At 63.7% G+C, this 15,684-nt stretch carries 15 protein-coding genes; 8 read left to right on the forward strand and 7 right to left on the reverse strand.

Features of this window, described 5'->3' with window-relative positions; genetic code table 11:
* The first annotated feature begins 7 nt into the window (after positions 1 to 7).
* Positions 8 to 961, forward strand: a complete 954-nt coding sequence (locus MQW79_RS18085) for a substrate-binding domain-containing protein (RefSeq protein ID WP_476585902.1) — start codon at positions 8 to 10, stop codon at positions 959 to 961.
* A 733-nt stretch (positions 962 to 1,694) separates the two neighbouring features.
* Here the strand turns inward: MQW79_RS18085 and MQW79_RS18090 are convergent.
* Genes MQW79_RS18090 through MQW79_RS18100 form a run of 3 tightly spaced genes read right to left on the reverse strand, consistent with a single transcriptional unit; the run spans position 1,695 to position 4,603 of the window.
* The gene (locus MQW79_RS18090) at positions 1,695 to 1,895 is read right to left on the reverse strand and encodes a heavy-metal-associated domain-containing protein (RefSeq protein WP_476585903.1); all 201 of its coding nucleotides are present in this window, start codon (positions 1,893 to 1,895) and stop codon (positions 1,695 to 1,697) included.
* A 51-nt stretch (positions 1,896 to 1,946) separates the two neighbouring features.
* Positions 1,947 to 2,345: a Cu(I)-responsive transcriptional regulator gene (gene cueR / locus MQW79_RS18095; protein ID WP_476585904.1), complete on the reverse strand. Its 399-nt coding sequence runs from the start codon at positions 2,343 to 2,345 to the stop codon at positions 1,947 to 1,949.
* Positions 2,342 to 4,603 (reverse strand): heavy metal translocating P-type ATPase, encoded by a 2,262-nt coding sequence (locus tag MQW79_RS18100; RefSeq protein WP_476585906.1) that lies wholly within the window; start codon positions 4,601 to 4,603, stop codon positions 2,342 to 2,344. Before MQW79_RS18100 ends, cueR begins: the two co-directional genes overlap by 4 nt.
* A gap of 234 nt (positions 4,604 to 4,837) precedes the next feature.
* On the opposite strand from MQW79_RS18100, the gene MQW79_RS18105 reads away from it, so the two are divergent.
* The gene (locus tag MQW79_RS18105; protein ID WP_476585907.1) at positions 4,838 to 5,560 is read left to right on the forward strand and encodes a Crp/Fnr family transcriptional regulator; all 723 of its coding nucleotides are present in this window, start codon (positions 4,838 to 4,840) and stop codon (positions 5,558 to 5,560) included.
* Positions 5,561 to 5,750: 190 nt separating this feature from the next.
* Here the strand turns inward: MQW79_RS18105 and cydC are convergent, their stop codons facing one another.
* The gene (gene cydC, locus MQW79_RS18110) at positions 5,751 to 7,403 is read right to left on the reverse strand and encodes a thiol reductant ABC exporter subunit CydC (RefSeq protein ID WP_476585908.1); all 1,653 of its coding nucleotides are present in this window, start codon (positions 7,401 to 7,403) and stop codon (positions 5,751 to 5,753) included.
* Positions 7,400 to 9,133, reverse strand: a complete 1,734-nt coding sequence (gene cydD / locus MQW79_RS18115) for a thiol reductant ABC exporter subunit CydD (protein ID WP_476585909.1) — start codon at positions 9,131 to 9,133, stop codon at positions 7,400 to 7,402. Before cydD ends, cydC begins: the two co-directional genes overlap by 4 nt.
* A 170-nt stretch (positions 9,134 to 9,303) precedes the next feature.
* Between cydD and MQW79_RS18120 the strand changes: the two genes are divergently transcribed.
* The 4 genes from MQW79_RS18120 (at position 9,304) to MQW79_RS18135 (ending at position 12,591) form a co-directional block, all read left to right on the forward strand.
* A complete protein-coding gene (locus tag MQW79_RS18120) occupies positions 9,304 to 10,899 on the forward strand; it encodes a cytochrome ubiquinol oxidase subunit I (RefSeq protein ID WP_476588263.1) in 1,596 nt (531 codons plus the stop codon).
* On the forward strand, positions 10,896 to 12,041 hold the full coding sequence (cydB, locus tag MQW79_RS18125; RefSeq protein ID WP_476585910.1) for a cytochrome d ubiquinol oxidase subunit II: 1,146 nt from the start codon (positions 10,896 to 10,898) through the stop codon (positions 12,039 to 12,041). Before MQW79_RS18120 ends, cydB begins: the two co-directional genes overlap by 4 nt.
* Positions 12,042 to 12,050: 9 nt before the next feature.
* A complete protein-coding gene (cydX, locus tag MQW79_RS18130; protein ID WP_476585911.1) occupies positions 12,051 to 12,182 on the forward strand; it encodes a cytochrome bd-I oxidase subunit CydX in 132 nt (43 codons plus the stop codon).
* 262 nt (positions 12,183 to 12,444) lie between these two features.
* The gene (locus MQW79_RS18135) at positions 12,445 to 12,591 is read left to right on the forward strand and encodes a DUF1127 domain-containing protein (RefSeq protein WP_476585912.1); all 147 of its coding nucleotides are present in this window, start codon (positions 12,445 to 12,447) and stop codon (positions 12,589 to 12,591) included.
* 563 nt (positions 12,592 to 13,154) lie between these two features.
* Here the strand turns inward: MQW79_RS18135 and ybaK are convergent.
* Both ybaK and MQW79_RS18145 read right to left on the reverse strand, forming a co-directional pair.
* On the reverse strand, positions 13,155 to 13,628 hold the full coding sequence (gene ybaK, locus MQW79_RS18140) for a Cys-tRNA(Pro) deacylase (protein WP_476585914.1): 474 nt from the start codon (positions 13,626 to 13,628) through the stop codon (positions 13,155 to 13,157).
* 37 nt (positions 13,629 to 13,665) lie between these two features.
* A complete protein-coding gene (locus MQW79_RS18145; protein ID WP_476585915.1) occupies positions 13,666 to 13,887 on the reverse strand; it encodes a hypothetical protein in 222 nt (73 codons plus the stop codon).
* Between the two features lie 121 nt (positions 13,888 to 14,008).
* Here MQW79_RS18145 and MQW79_RS18150 point away from each other — a divergent pair, with 121 nt between their 5' ends.
* A complete protein-coding gene (locus tag MQW79_RS18150; RefSeq protein WP_476585916.1) occupies positions 14,009 to 14,905 on the forward strand; it encodes a LysR substrate-binding domain-containing protein in 897 nt (298 codons plus the stop codon).
* Positions 14,906 to 14,955: 50 nt separating this feature from the next.
* Positions 14,956 to 15,417, forward strand: a complete 462-nt coding sequence (locus tag MQW79_RS18155) for a DUF5680 domain-containing protein (RefSeq protein WP_476585917.1) — start codon at positions 14,956 to 14,958, stop codon at positions 15,415 to 15,417.
* Positions 15,418 to 15,684 lie beyond the last annotated feature (267 nt).

Here is a 15,684-nt window from a genome sequence, read left to right on the forward strand (position 1 = left end):
ACTGCAAATGAAACTGGCAAAAACCCTGATGGCGTCGGCGGCAATCGCCCTTGCCATGGGCGGCGTCGCCTTGGCACAGGACGACACCATCACCATCGGTGTCTCGGTTCCGGCCGCGACCCATGGCTGGACCGGTGGCGTCAACTACTTCGCCCAGCAGGCGATCGAACGTCTCAGCGCCACCTATCCGAACGTGGAATATGTCTTCGCCTCGTCGCCCGACTCGCCCAAGCAGATCGCCGACATCGAAGACATGGTCTCCACCCGCAATATCGACGCGCTGGTGATCCTGCCGGGCGATCCGGACGCCATGACCTCTGCCATCAAGCACGTCAAGGATGCCGGCAAGTTCGTGACCGTGGTCGACCGTCAGCTGTCGATCGATGGCGTGGAGAACCTCTACGTCGCTGGTGACAATCCGGGCCTCGGTGCCAACGCCGCCGAATACATCAAGAGCGCACTGCCCGATGGCGGCAATGTTGTGATCCTGCGCGGCATGCCGATCCCGATCGACCAGCAGCGCTTCGACGGCTTCATGGCCGGCATCGAAGGCTCCAACATCATGGTGCTCGAGAACGAATTCGCCAACTGGAACCGCGACGACGGCTTCCGCGTGATGCAGGACTTCCTGACCCGCTTCCCGGAAATCGACGCCGTCTGGACCCAGGACGACGATATCTCGCTCGGCGCCATCGAAGCCATCAAGCAGGCTGGCCGTGAAGAGGAGATGTTCATCGTCGGCGGCGCCGGCATGCAGCAGATCCTGCAGGCGGTGAAGGCCGGCGATCCGCTGACCCCGATCGACGTCAGCTACAGCCCAGCCATGATTGCCACGGCCATCGAGCTGACGACGTCGCACTTCACTGGCGGCATCCAGGTTGCCGGTCGCTACATCCTCGACTCGACCGTCATCACCCAGGACAATGTCGACCAGTTCATCGACGAAGAAAGCCCGTTCTGATCCTTCCCGGAACGGACACGAGAGGGGCGCCCGGCTTGCCGGACGCCCCTTTTTCTTAGGCTTTATAGAGGGCTGGCTTGTCGTCAAGGCGACACGAGAATCCCTGTATTTCTCTCAACCGAGTTCCGGGCGATGCCCGCCTTCCTTGGCGTCGCGGGGGCTCACCAGATTTGTGGGGCGCTGTTGGCACTCAACCGCGCAGAACCACGGTTCCGCCCTCGGGCTTGACCCGAGGGCCGTTTGCCACACGCATTGCATGCATGTTTGGAGCGGTCCTCGGGTCAAGCCCGAGGACGGAGCGGTGGGTGGGACGGTGGCGCGCGTAAGAATGTTGCAGCGCGCAGCGATTTTTTGAGTGCTGACAACATGTCGCAGGAACGTCAGGCGGGCTGACGCATTACCCAATCCGAGCTCCGGGCGACGCCCGCCTAGTCTTTGGTGCCGCTGGAGCTCACCAGAATTCTTCCATTTCCTGATGTGCGCTCGCCTGGGGTGGTATTGCCGGCCGTGCGGTTGTGCCCGCGCGCTTGGGAACGGTGGTTCCAGCTTTCGTGGAAATGACACGGTGGGTGAATGAAAAGCGCGGGTGGCCTCTTCTGACACCGCGCCGCCCTCGGGCCTGACCCGAGGGCCTGCCGGAAGGTTCGCTGGTGTGGCGAGTGGTCCTCGGGTCAAGCCCGAGGACGGCACTGTGGTAGTGACACCAGCATGCCAAAAAAAGCGCCCGGGAGACTTATGCCGCTTCGGGCGTGTAGCCGGCCTGGCGGATGGCTTCGGCGCCCTTGGCGCGGTCGCCGGTGAAACTGACTTTGCGCGCGGCCAGGTCGATACTGACGCTGGTCCCGGGCAGGGCCTTCTCGAGGGCGCCGCGGACGGTGCCGGCGCAATGGTTGCAATCCATGTCGCGAACGGCGAAGGTTGAAGTCTTGTTCATGCATGTCTCCTGTCAAATTCGGTCGCGTGACCGAAGCGTTTTTGGATTGATTTAGTGGGCCGGCTTTCCGGCCAGGTCGTCGAGAATGGGGCAGTCGGGGCGGTTGTCGCCGGCGCAGCAATGGGCCAGATGTCTGAGGGTTTTGACCATGCCCTGCAACTCGGCAATCTTGGTTTCCAGCGCCTCGATATGGGTGCTGGCAATCTCCTTGACTTCGGCACTGGCGCGGGACCGATCCTGCCAAAGACCCAGCAAGGCGGAGGTTTCCTCAACCGAGAAGCCGAGAGTACGGGAGCGCTTGATGAAGCGCAGCACATGCACCTCGTCGGGACCGTAGACACGGTAGTTGCTGTCCGTGCGCAAGGGCGGCGTGATCAGCCCGATCTGCTCATAATAGCGGATCATCTTGGCGGAAACGCCGGAAGCTTCGGAGGCCTGGCCGATATTCATGCCGATACTCCCTTGATGGCGCGCAGGCGCTGGGCGTTGCCAACCACGAAGACCGAACTCAGTGCCATGGCACCGGCCCCGATCATGGGCGAGAGCAGGATGCCGAAGGCCGGATAGAGCACGCCCATGGCGACGGGAATGAGCAGGGCATTGTAGCCAAAGGCCCAGAACAGGTTTTCCCAGATGTTGCGCATGGTGGCGCGGCTCACGACGAGGGCATTGAGCACACCCTTGAGGTCGCCCCCGAGAAGAACCACGTCCGCACTTTCAATGGCGGCGTCGGTGCCCGAACCCACGGCAATGCCGATATCGGCTTCGGCCAGGGCCGGTGCGTCGTTGATGCCGTCACCCACATAGGCGACCACGCCATGGGGGCCGCGCAGCGACTTGATGGCCTCGACCTTGTCCGATGGCAGGACTTCGGCACGGACCTCGTCTATGCCGAGTTGGGCGGCGATGGCCCTTGCCGTGCGCGCGTTGTCGCCCGAGATCATCGCAGTCCTGAGGCCTTTGGCGTGGAGGGCATCGATGACCGCCTTGCTTGAGGGCTTGATCGTGTCGGCAACCACGATAGCGGCGGCAAGTTTGTCGTCCACGGCGGCAAAGACCGGCGTCTTTCCTTCATTGGCCAGCTTCTCGATTGCTTCCGCGAAATCCGAGAAATCGAGATGGCTCATATGGCGCTGCGAACCAACGGCCACGAGGCGACCATCGACGCGGGCGGTAACGCCAGTGCCAGGATTGGAGGCGAACTCGGTGACCGTGCCCAGGGCCAGCCCAGCCTTTTCCGCAGCCGCGACAATGGCCGCCGCAATGGGATGCTCGGAGCGGCTTTCGACTGCGGCCACGAGCGCCAGCACCTCGTCATGCTCGAAATCATCATCGAGGATGAGATCGGTGAGGGTAGGCTTGCCTGCCGTCAGCGTACCGGTCTTGTCGAAGGCGACGATGCCGGCCTTTTGCAGCTGCTGCAGCGCCTCGCCCTTGCGGAAGAGGACGCCGAGCTGTGCGGCGCGGCCCGTACCGACCATGATGGACATGGGAGTGGCGAGGCCCATGGCACAGGGACAGGCGATAATCAGCACGGCAACGGCATTGACCAGCGCATAGGTGAGAGACGGTTCCGGGCCCCATATGAACCAGGCAATGGCCGTCAGGATGGCAAGACCGATGACGACGGGCACGAAGATCGAGGTGATGCGGTCGACCACGGCCTGGATCGGCAACTTGCCGGCCTGGGCGTCTTCGACCATGCGGATGATATGAGCCAGCATGGTGTCGGCGCCGACCTTGGTGGCGCGGAAGCTGAAGCTGCCCGAGGTGTTGAGCGTGCCGCCGACGACGGCAGCGCCGACGCCCTTCGACACGGGCAGAGGTTCGCCCGAGATCATGGATTCATCGATATGGCTTTCGCCGTCGGTCACCTCGCCATCAACGGCTATCTTTTCGCCGGGACGGACGACGATGATGTCGCCAACGCGGACCGCTTCGACCGGAATTTCGGTGACCTGCCCGTCGCGCGAGACGCGGGCGGTTTTTGCCTGCTGCTGCACGAGGCGGCTGATGGCCTCGCCGGTGCGGCCCTTGGCAATGGCCTCGAGCCAGCGCCCCACAAGGATCAGCGTGACGATGACGGCAGCGGCCTCGAAATAGACATAGCGGGTTTCGGCCGACACCAGCTGGGGCGCGAAGGTGACGACGGTGGAATAGAGCCAGGCCGCTCCCGCGCCCAGGGCAACGAGCGAATTCATTTCTGGCGCGCCGCGCAGGAGCGCCGGGATACCGACCTTGAAGAAGCGCAGGCCCGGCACGAAGAGGACGAAGGTGGCGAGGGCGAAGTAGGCTACCCACAGCACGTCCATGGAGACGACCGACATGACCCACATATGGAAGGGCATGTAGAGATGGCCGAGCATTTCGACGACAAAGAGCGGAATGGTGGGAATGGCCGCAATAATGACGTCGCGCCGGAGCACGGCCGCATCCTCGTCGTGGTGGTGCATGTGGTCATGCGCAGGCGCGTCGGGCTGGCGGACCGTACTCTTGTAGCCGACCTTCTCGACCGCCTTGATGAGAGCATCGACATCGCCGCCCGCGACCGTGGCGCGCTCGGTGGCCAGATTGACGGATGCCGTCTGGACGCCGGGAACTTTGAGCAGGGCCTTCTCCACGCGATTGACGCAGGAGGCGCAGCTCATACCTTCGATATTGAGCGAAACGGGTGTCGCGGCGGGATGGTGGTGTGCGTGTTCGTTCATGGGACTCTTCCTTGTCCCGATATAAGTAATCCTTCCCATCATGGGAAGGTCAAGAGGTGCGCTGGCGAATTTTTGGCAAACGTGTACCCACGGTAGCTTGGACGTCGCGAGTGGCCCTCGGGTCAGGCTCGAGGGCCAGTGCAGGACCAATGCGACCTCTTGGCACAGCGACAGTCTGGCGACTTATTTCGGTGATGCGGAAGACCTAAATCCTGCTTTGTCAGGAGCCTGGCCATGCAAACGGTACGGAACGACACGGGTTACAGCGAATTGGCTTTGCCATGCCTTGGCTGCGAGATGCGGCACGAGGGCGTATGCGGTGTACTGACGCCGAGCCAGCTCAGCGCATTATCGCGGATAACGCGGCATGTGCATCGATCCGCAGGCGAGGAACTGCTGGCCGACGCCATGCCCATTGCCAGTTATGCCTATGTGCTTTCGGGCGTGGTCAAGCTCAGCAAGGTGCTGGAGGACGGCCGTCAGCAGGTGGTGGCGCTGCAATTTGCGCCAGACCTGCTCGGTCGGCCTTTTGCGACGGAGAGCCGTGTGAGCGCCGAGGCGGCCTCCGATGTCGATCTCTGCATGATCCCCAAGGCGGCGCTGGAAACCCTGCTACGGGAGAATGCGGCGCTAGAGCACCTCTTGATGATGCAGGCACTGCGCGAACTGGACGAAGCGCGCGACTGGATGGTGACGCTGGGCCGCAAGAGTGCCGCCGAAAAGGTGGCGAGCTTCCTGTACCTGATCGCGACCCATCTTGGCCCCAGCGAAGACCAGCCCGAAACCACTTTTGAACTGCCGCTGAGCCGCGGCGACATTGGCGATTTTCTGGGGCTGACCGTCGAGACGGTGAGCCGGCAGATGAGCCGGCTCAAGGTGGAAGGCGTGATCGAGATCGAGAATTTCAGGCATGTGACTGTGCCCGATCTGGCGCGGTTGCGGCTGAGATGCGGGTGAGGGTCCGTGGTACACTTACGGCGCCCCACCCAGCCTCCCCCTGGAGGCGTGTCGCTCCAGATTCTCCACTCAAACCGTGCCGTGCTCGGGCTTGACCCGAGGACCAGTCGACACGGCCTTGATTTGGCGGGTGGCACTCGGGTCAAGCCCGAGTGCGGTCAGGTGGGTGTGACGGCCGGGGTGGTGGGTGTCAGCCCAGCACGCCGTTCTCCAGGGTGAGCACCCGGTCGACCGTGCCTTCGGGCAGGGCGGCGTGGGTGACGAGAATGACGGTGCGGCCGGTCGTGCCCGAGGCGATGACCTGGAAGAAGGCTTCCTCGGTGTCGCGGTCGAGCGCGTTGGTGGGCTCGTCGAGCAGCAGGACCGGTGCATTGGAGACCAGTGCCCGGGCAAGGCACAGTCGTCGCGCCTGGCCGGCTGAGAAAGTGCGTCCCGCCTCTCCCGCGATTGTGTCGAGGCCCTTCGGCAGGGCGCTCACATGGGCGTCGAGCTGGGCCTTTGCGAGCGCCTCCCAGAGTTCGGCATCGCTGGCATCGGCGCGGCCGATCAGCAGATTGTTGCGGATCGTGTCGATGAAGACGGGGCTATCCTGGCTGAGCAGCGCCATATGGGCGTGAATGTCGCGGCTGCTGAGAGCGGCGAGCGGGACGCCGCCAATGCTGATACGGCCCGCTTGCGGATCGGCGAGACGGAGCAAGAGGCGCAACAGGGTCGACTTGCCATTGCCGCTGGCGCCGGCAATGGCCACGCGTTCGCCTGGCGCGACCACGAGGGTCAGGCCGGAAATGATTTCGGGCAGGCCCGGATAGGCAAAATGCACATCCTCGAAGGCAATGGCGCCATTTTGCGGGAGGGGCGCGGGAGCTTCGGGCTCGATGACTGATGGCGCGAGGTCGTTGAGGGCCACAAGGCGTTCGGCGGCAGCCATGGCCTGGCTGGCCTTGGCTGTGCTGCGCACGATGAGGCTGGTGACCTCAAAACTGCCGAGCACGGCCAGTAGCAGCGCGGCCATGAGTGGGCCATCGATCTGCCCGGCATCGAGGGCAACGAGGCCGGCCCAGAGCGTGCCGGCCAGCGCCAGGGCGGCTAGCACCTGCACGGCAAAGCCGCTTAGCGTGGTGACGAGGCCCAGCCGGCGCCGGAGCGAAGCGGCACGGTCATTGGCCATGGCGAAGGCAGCGCTGGTGCGACCGAGGGCGCCAAGCAGGACAAGGTCGGCATGACCATTGACGCCATCGAGCACGTTCATGCGCAGATCGGCCTGGGCCGCGACGCTGTCGCGTCCAGCCTTGCGCCCGAGGGCGACCATGGCCGACGGCACGGCCAGCGCGGCAAGAGCGAGTGCCAGCCCATAGGGCAGAGCGGCGGCGGGCAGGAACACGGCAAGGATCGCGGTCATGACAGCGCCGACCATGGCGGCGGCTGCAAGCGGGCCGATGGCGACGAGGAAGGCGGTGTCCAGTGCATCGACATCGGCCGTGAGGCGCGAAACGAGGTCGCCATGCCGGAGCGACCGATCCGCCAGCGGCAGGCGCGGGAAAAGGCGGGCAAACAGCCACCCGCGCAGGTCGGACAGGAGCTTCAGCGTCGCATTGTGGCCGACCAGCCGCTCGCCATAGCGGGCGAGGATGCGCACGAAAGAAAAGCCGCGCACCATTGCCGAGGGCACGAAGATATTGAAGCCGAGGCCCAGCGTGGTGAGGGCCGTGGCGGTGATGAACCAGCCCGATGTGCCAAGCAGCGCGACGCCGGAGACCAGCGTGACCACAGAGAGGAGCAGCGCCAGGAGCAGTGCTGTGCCGCGCTGCCGGAACAAGGGAAGGAAGGTGAGAAGCGCTTTCATGCGACACCGCGCTTGCTGGACCTGATGGGCGTTTCCACCAGGGTGCCACCGGCAATGCGCCAGGCCTTGTCCATGCGCCCGGCAACAGCGAGCGAATGGGTGGCAACGATGAGTGTGCGCCCCTTGGCATAGTCACGGATGGCGGACATAACCTCGTCCTCCAGATCAGCATCGAGATGAGCGGTGGGTTCGTCGAGGAGGATCAGGCCGGCCTCGCGCAGAAACAGGCGCGCGAGGGCGACGCGTTGCGCCTGGCCACCGGAAAGGCCGATGCCGTCTTCGCCGATGACGGTGTCGAGGCCATCGGGCAGGCCATTGGCAAAGCCGGCGACCCGGGCGCGCTCGGCGGCGGCCTCGATGTCGCGGCGGGGCACGCCTGGTCGCGCGAGGCCGATATTGGCGGCGATGCTGGCATGGATGAGCCGCGGCTTCTGGGCGAGGAGGAAGGTGCGGGCGCGCATATCCCCGTCTGCCCAATCGGCCAGGGCGCGGCCATCGAGAGTGATCTGACCCTCGGCTGTGCGCAGACCAACAAGCGCCTCCAGCAGGGTCGATTTGCCCGAACCGCTGGGACCGACAAGAGCAATGTGCTGACCGGCTGGAATGGAGAGCGCCGCTTCATGCAGCACGGTACGCTGTTGATCAGGCGTGCGCAGGGTGATGCCGGAGAAGGCCACGGCGATGGCGGGGCCGGGGCGCGGGGCAATGTCGGCATGGATAACCGGTTCGGCGGGGAGCCCGCCAAGCTGGCGCTCGATTTCCTCGAGCCCGGCTTTGGCGGTGGCCCGGTCGTGATAGTGGGCGGCGAGCAGCCGCAGGGGATTGTAGATTTCCGGCGCCATCAGCAGCAGGAAGAGCCCGAGCTGCAGGGTGAGCGGACTGGTGCGCAGGTGCAGGTAATCGATGAAGGTGAGGCCCACATAAAGCGCAATACCGGCAACGCCGAGCGCGGCGAAGAATTCAAGCACGGCCGATGACAGGAAGGCGATGCGCAGAACTTTCAGCGTGCGCAGGCGCAGGGCCTCGCTGGCTTCGACTATGCCCGCTGTCTCGGCCTCCTCGCGGCCAAAGAGTTTCAGAGTCAGCAATCCGCGCAGCCGGTCGGCGAAGCGGCCGGAGAGGTGAGTGAGGGCACGGGCCTGCCGGTCGGTGGCGACCTGCGCGCCCCAGCCGACCAGCGCCATGAAGAGCGGGATCAGCGGGGCGGTGACGAGGAACACTACGCCGGCCACCCAGTCGAGCGGCAGGATGATGGCGCCGAAGAGCAGCGGCAGCAGGGCGGCCTGCAATGCGGCGGGCAGATAGCGGGCGAAATAGCCGTCGAGCGCCTCGACCTGATCGACAATGGCCGATGCGGCAGCGCCTGAGGGGGGCGTTTCAGCGGCGCGGGGCGAGCGAGACAGGAGCTGGGCGAAAAGCGCCAGGCGCAGATGGCGCTTGATGGCCTCGGCGGCGACAATGCCAGCCTGTTCGCCCACAGCACCGAGGCCGGCGCGGATGGCCAGCAGACCCAGGATGAGACCAACGGACGGGAGGAGGGCGCTGGCGGCTTCCCCATGCTCGATGGTGCGCCCCAGCACATCGGAAAGCGTCCATGCCTGCCAGACCAGCAGCACGCCGCCAATGAAGGGCGCGGCCATTGCCGCAATCAGGGCAAGTCCGCCCTTACCATGCAGACGGTTGAGCGCGTGCGTGCTCTCGCTTTTCGCGGAATTGGATCGGGTGTTCACGAATATCCGGAGGCTGGGGCCACAGTAACAGTGCTGGTTGTACCTTAATTTGCGAGGAATTTTGACACCTTGATCTGAATCAAGGCGAAGGTCAGTCTGATGAGGCATTGGAAGGGACATTGGCGGCCCCGACTCTGGCCGTCGCAACCAGAGAGTTAGAACGTGCCATGATCGACATGCTCGTCGTCGACCTCTCGCGATGGCAATTCGCCGCTACCGCGATGTATCACTTCATCTTCGTGCCCCTGACGCTCGGCCTCTCCTTCATGATGGCGATCATGGAGAGTGTCTATGTGATGACCGGGCGCGATATCTGGCGCAAGGCGACCCTGTTCTGGGGCACGCTTTTCGGCGTCAATTTTGCCATGGGCGTTGCCACGGGCATCGTCATGGAATTCCAGTTCGGGATGAACTGGAGCTACTACAGCCACTATGTGGGCGACGTCTTCGGCGCGCCGCTGGCCATCGAGGGCCTGATGGCCTTCTTCCTCGAAGCGACCTTCGTGGGCCTGTTCTTCTTCGGGTGGGACCGGATGAGCAAGGTGGGCCACCTGGTGGTAACCTGGCTGGTGGCCTTCGGCGCCAATTTCTCGGCGCTCTGGATCCTGATTGCCAATGGCTGGATGCAGAATCCGGTTGGCGCCAAGTTCAACCCCGACACGATGCGCATGGAAATCACCGACTTCATGGCGGTGATCTTCAACTCGGTCGCACAGGCCAAGTTCGTGCATACGGTCAGCGCCGGCTATGTCTGCGGCGCGGTGTTCGTGCTGGCCATCTCGGCGCTATTCCTGGTCAAGGGCAAGCATGTGGAGCTGGCCAAGCGCTCGGCGGTCGTGGCCGCCAGCTTCGGCCTTGCTTCGGCGCTGTCGGTGGTCGTGCTGGGGGACGAAAGCGGCTATGTCGCAACCGAACACCAGAAGATGAAGATCGCGGCCATCGAGGCCTCGTTCCACACCGAGCCGGCACCGGCACCATGGACGATTATTGCCATTCCCGGTGCAGACGGGGAAACCGCCTGGTCGATCTCGGTGCCCTGGATGGGCGGCCTCATCACCACGCGCTCGCTTGATGAGGAGCTCGAGGGAATACACGAACTGGTGGATCGTGCGCAGGACCGCATCCGCTCGGGAATGGTGGCCTATTCTGCGCTGCAGGATATTCGCGCCGACGGCACCAATATGGAAGCGCGCGCAGTGTTCGAAGAACATTGGGCCGACCTGGGCTACGGCCTGCTCCTGAAGCGCTACCGCGTCGATGTGGAGAACGCCACGGCTGAGGAAATCGCCATGGCGGCCGAGGACACCGTGCCCGATGTGTGGCCGCTGTTCTGGACCTTCCGCATCATGATGGGCCTGGGCTTCTTCTTCATCGCCTTCTTTGGCCTCTGGTTCTACCGCGCCTCGCGCGGCTGGATCGATACCAACAAGCCGCTTCTGTGGTTCACGGTATTCATGCTGCCGACCCCGTGGCTGGCCATCGAAAGCGGCTGGTTCATCGCCGAGTTCGGGCGACAACCCTGGGTGGTGGAAGGGGTGCTCCCCACGTTCTACGCGGCTTCGGGACTGACTGTGCTGGACCTGGTCCTGAGCCTCACCTTCTTCGTGCTGCTCTATACGGTGCTGCTGATCATCATGGTCATCCTGATGGTGCGTATCATCAAGGCCGGTCCCAAGGAGAAGCTGTTTACCCACAATGATGACGAGGACGATTTCGTCATCACCACACTGCCGTCGACACCTGCAACCAAGGAGCTCGGATCGTGAGCAGTATTCCACTCGACTATGAAACGCTGCGGCTGATCTGGTGGCTGCTTCTGGGTGTGTTGCTGATCGGCTTTGCCGTGATGGGCGGGCGCGATCTGGGTGTGGGGGCGCTGCTGCCCGTCGTGGCGCGGACCGACGATGAGCGGCGTGTGCTGCTCAACCTCATCGGGCCGACCTGGGAAGGCAACCAAGTGTGGCTGGTTCTGGGGGGCGGGGCGATCTTCGCGGCCTTCCCGCCGCTTTATGCAGCGAGCTTTTCGGGCTTTTACCTCGCCATGATCGTGATCCTGCTGGCGCTGATCCTGAGGCCCGTGGGCTTCAAGTTCCGCGGCAAGATTTCCGATCCGCGCTGGCGCTCGACCTGGGACTGGGCCCTGTTTGTCGGGGGCTTTGTACCGGCGCTGATCATGGGCGTGGCTGTGGGCAATGTGCTCCTGGGCGCACCTTTCCATCTCGATGACACGATGCGCATCTTCTATACCGGCAACTTCTTCCAGCTGCTCATGCCCTTCGCGCTTCTGGCCGGACTGGTAAGCCTGGGGATGATCGTGACCCAGGGGGCAGCTGTCATCGCCGGACGCACCACGGGCGTGATCGCCGATCGGGCCCGGACCTATGGCACCTTGTCGGGTCTGCTGACCATCGTGCTGTTTGCCCTGGGCGGGCTCTGGGTGGCGGGGATGAACGGGCATGTGATCACCAGCGTCATCGACCCCAACGGGCCGATCAACCCGATGGCAAAGACCGTGGACCTGGTGCCGGGCGGGTGGCTGCGCAATTACGCCACCTATCCCTGGATGATGGCGGCGCCGCTTATCGGCTTTGCCGGGCTGGCGGTGGCGGTGCTGTCGCTGCGCGGGAGGCTGAAGCTGGCGGCGCTGCTCGGATCGAGCGCTGGCATTATTGGCATCATCTCGACGGCGGGCCTGTCGCTCTTCCCGTTCCTTCTGCCCTCCTCGACCGTGCCCAATACCGGGCTAACGCTATGGGACGCCTCGTCCAGCCACCTGACGCTGTTCATCATGTTGCTGGCCACGGCCTTCTTCCTGCCGATCGTCCTCATCTACACAAGCTTCGTATTCCGGATCATGCGTGGGCCGGTGACGACGGAAAGCCTCAACAAGAACCCCAACGCCTACTAGGAGAAGACCATGTGGTATTTTTCGTGGATCCTGGGGCTGAGTCTGGCCTGCACTTTCGGCATTCTCAACGCCATGTGGTTCGAAATGCGCGAGGACCGTCGTCTCGCTCGCGAGCAAGGGCGAGAGACGACATCCCTGTAGTGCATGGCTGCTGACCATCTGGTCAAAAATCGGAAACGCCGGATTCGTACCCGACGGATCCGGCTTTTTGTTGGTTAACAAGTGGTTTAGTGGGGCAGGCCAGGGGTGCGACGAGGTTTGGGGTGGGGACATCTGTGTCGCGATCATGGCGGATATGCCTCTTTCGTTTGCACAAAATGCATAACGGATGTGCAGCAAGGCCATCTACTAATCACTACTGAAGTGATCTAGATATTGGTCATCAAAACGAAGGGGAACCGAAATGAACTTTGCCAAGAAGATCGCCGACTACGCCAAGTACCAGCGCACCCTGCGCGAACTGAACGCACTCGACAACCGCCAGCTGCACGATCTGGGCATCACCAAGGGTGATATCAAGGCCATCGCTCGCGGCACCTACGTCGCCTAATATTTAGGCAACAAGTAGAACTGCCTCATGCAAGGCAGTGCATATGACCTCCAAGTCATCCGATGAAGGCGTCCACCAGGGCGCCTTTTGTCGTTTTTGAAAAGCGCTGAGGGCCGGTGTGGCGCGCCGCGCTTGTCCTAACACCGCTCCGCCCTCGGGCTCGACCCGAGGCCTGCCGCCACATCGCAGGCGTTGCGAGTGGTCCTCGGGTCAAGCCCGAGGACGGAGCGGTGGTTGTTGGATGGTTATCACTCCCACCTAGCTTTGCTACGGCCCTCCGGGCCGAGCGTCGCTACCTCCCCTCCGGAGGGGGAGGTGAACTGTGGTTCTGTCGGGCAGTGGTGCGGAACTGAAGTCCTGTCATGAACAGGTCCGCCCTCGGGCCTGACCCGAGGGCCACTCTCCACATCGCAGGCGTTGCGAGTGGTCCTCGGGTCAAGCCCGAGGACGGTGCGGTGGTTGTTGGACGGTCATCACCCCCACCTAGCTTTGCTACGGCCCTTCGGGCCGAGCGTCGCTACCTACCCTTCAAGGGGGAAGGTGAAGACGAGGTGATGCGTTGCCTACCGCACCAGGTCGGCAACCGTGCAATCGAGCGCCGTGACGAGGTCGGCGGGCCGGATGCGGATCTGCAGGCCCCGCTGGCCGCCATTGAGGAAGATTTCGTCGTAGAGTGTGGCCAGTTCGTCGAGAGCCGTGGCAACCGGCTTGCGCTGGCCGAGGGGGCTGATGCCGCCGACCTTGTAGCCGGTGAGGCGCTCTGCATCGACGGGCTTCATCATGTGGGCGGACTTGCCGCCCAGCGCGGCGGCAAGCTTTTTCATATTCACTTCCTCGTCCGAAGGGACGATGGCGCAGACCGGTTTGCCGTCAAGCTCGGCCATCAGCGTCTTGAACACTTCCGATGGCGAAACGCCCATGGCCTCGGCCGCCTGCAATCCGACGCGCTCGGCATTGGGGTCGTAGTCGTAGTGGGCGAGGCTGAACGGAATGCCGGCCTTCGTCAGAGCCAGCGTGGCGGGGGTGGTCTTGGACATGCCCTTGTTTTAGGCCATCCCCTGAAACTGGCAAGGCTCAGCGATCAAGATCGAAGCGGCGGACCCACCGGGGGTCGACAGCGACGGTGTCCACGTCATCGAGGCCGGCATCACGCAGCAGGTGCGGCGATAGATGCAGGGCGGCGACGGCACGCCGGCGGCGGCGGGCGAGTTGGCCTTCGGATGCATCGCGCGCTGCGGCATCGCGCAGGACCGGCAGGGGCAGAAGGAAGGCTAGAAGGCCTGGAAGCGAAAGCATTGTTGCATACACAGGCCTTATGGCCTGTGCCTCCATGGGATTGACTTGAGCCTGAAAATACCTCCGGATAGAGCGGCTATCCAACTAAACGTCTGCATTGATGCATAAGGTGGTTTGATCCATGTCGCTGCCGCCCATGACCGCGCTGCGAGCCTTTGAGGCCGTGGCGCGGCACCTGAGCTTTACCCGCGCGGCCGAGGAGCTGGGCATGACCCAGGCTGCCGTCAGCTACCAGATCAAGGTGCTCGAGGAGCGCGTCGGCGCGCCGCTATTCCTGCGCAAGCCCAGGCAGATTGCCTTGAGCGATGTCGGGGCGCGGCTGGCGCCGGATGTGGGGCAGGCCTTCGACATCCTGCGCGCAGCCTTTGCCGAAACACGCGGCGCCATCGACAACCAGCTCTCCATCACCACCGTGCCCACCTTTGCCAGCCAATGGCTGGCGCAGAATCTGGGCCTGTTCCAGCTGGCCCATCCGCAATTTTCCGTGCGTATCGACAGCGCGAGCGACCTTGTTGACCTGGTGCACGACGATTTCGACATCGGCATCAGGACGTTGCCCGGGCCGCAGGGCGGCGGATTGGCGTCGCACCTGCTGGTCAAGGCCGATTTCACCCCATTGCTGAGCCCCGTCCTGGCCGAAAGCGTAGGCGGTATCAGGAAGCCGGCGGACCTGATGAAACTGCCTTTCCTCGATCCGCAGGACGAATGGTGGGCGATGTGGTTTGAAGCAGCAGGCGTGTCCGGCTTTTCCAGCGAGGGGCGGCCGCGCAATGTGCTGAACCATCAGAGCCTGCTCGCCGTGGCGGCCAAGGCCGGGCAGGGCGTGACCATGCTGACGCCGTCTCTGTTCCGTGACGATATTGAAGCGGGAAGGCTGATTCAGCCCTTTTCCCTCCTGGCCGAGGCGGGGCGCGGCTATTACCTCGTCTATCCCGAGAGCCGCCGCAACCAGCCGAAAATCCGGATGTTCCGCGAGTGGATGCTGGAGGCGACACAATATATGCGCGTGCCGTCCTGACATTCCCTGTCGCGACGCATGCCTATGCGGTGGTCAACCAAGGGGTGACCATGACCGCCGCAGAACTCAATGCCATCATCGTCCGGGCCAAGGCCGCCAGCTATGTCGGGGGCGGTGACCGGGCGCAGCCGAGCCGTCCCGGCGCCAACGATCTCAGCTGGAGCGAGGGGGAGTGGCGGTATCTGGACAGCTACTTTGGCGGTACCGATTTTCTCGGCCAGGAAGTTCTGTGGAGGGCGCATGAGCCGGTCTGGGCAATGAGCTATTATGGCCAGGTGCTGCGCCCCGACCTCATCGACGGCGAGCGGGCCGGGCAGACCATCAAGGCGGCGCTGACGCAGATGTATGGGGAGGGGCGGTTTCTCGGCGGCTTCGACTGGCAGGGGCCGTTCGGGCGCTACCTCGACAAAAGCCAAGGCAATGTGGCGAGCTTCCGCGGGCGCGAGGTGATCGAGGTGGCGGGCGTGGAAGCCTATGCGCTGGATTATTTTGGCGGGCTGGTGAAGGCCTAAAGGCATACCCCCACCTAACCTCCCCCTTAAGGAGGGGGAGGGACGGATAGAAGCCGTCATAAAAGCCCGGCCCGCCCTCGGGCTTGACCCGAGGGCCATTCGCCGGGGACTCGATCTAACATAGTGCGCGCTGATGGTGGCCCTCGGGTCAAGCCCGAGGGCGGTGCGGTGCTTGGGAATGTCGTTTGTTCGCCAAAGCAAAAGGCCCGGGGCTTGCGCACCGGGCCTTTCGTTTCCGTGGCGGGGAGGTGCCTTGGAAATCTTGAT

The organism is Devosia sp. Micro-HW1 (assembly GCF_056341075.1).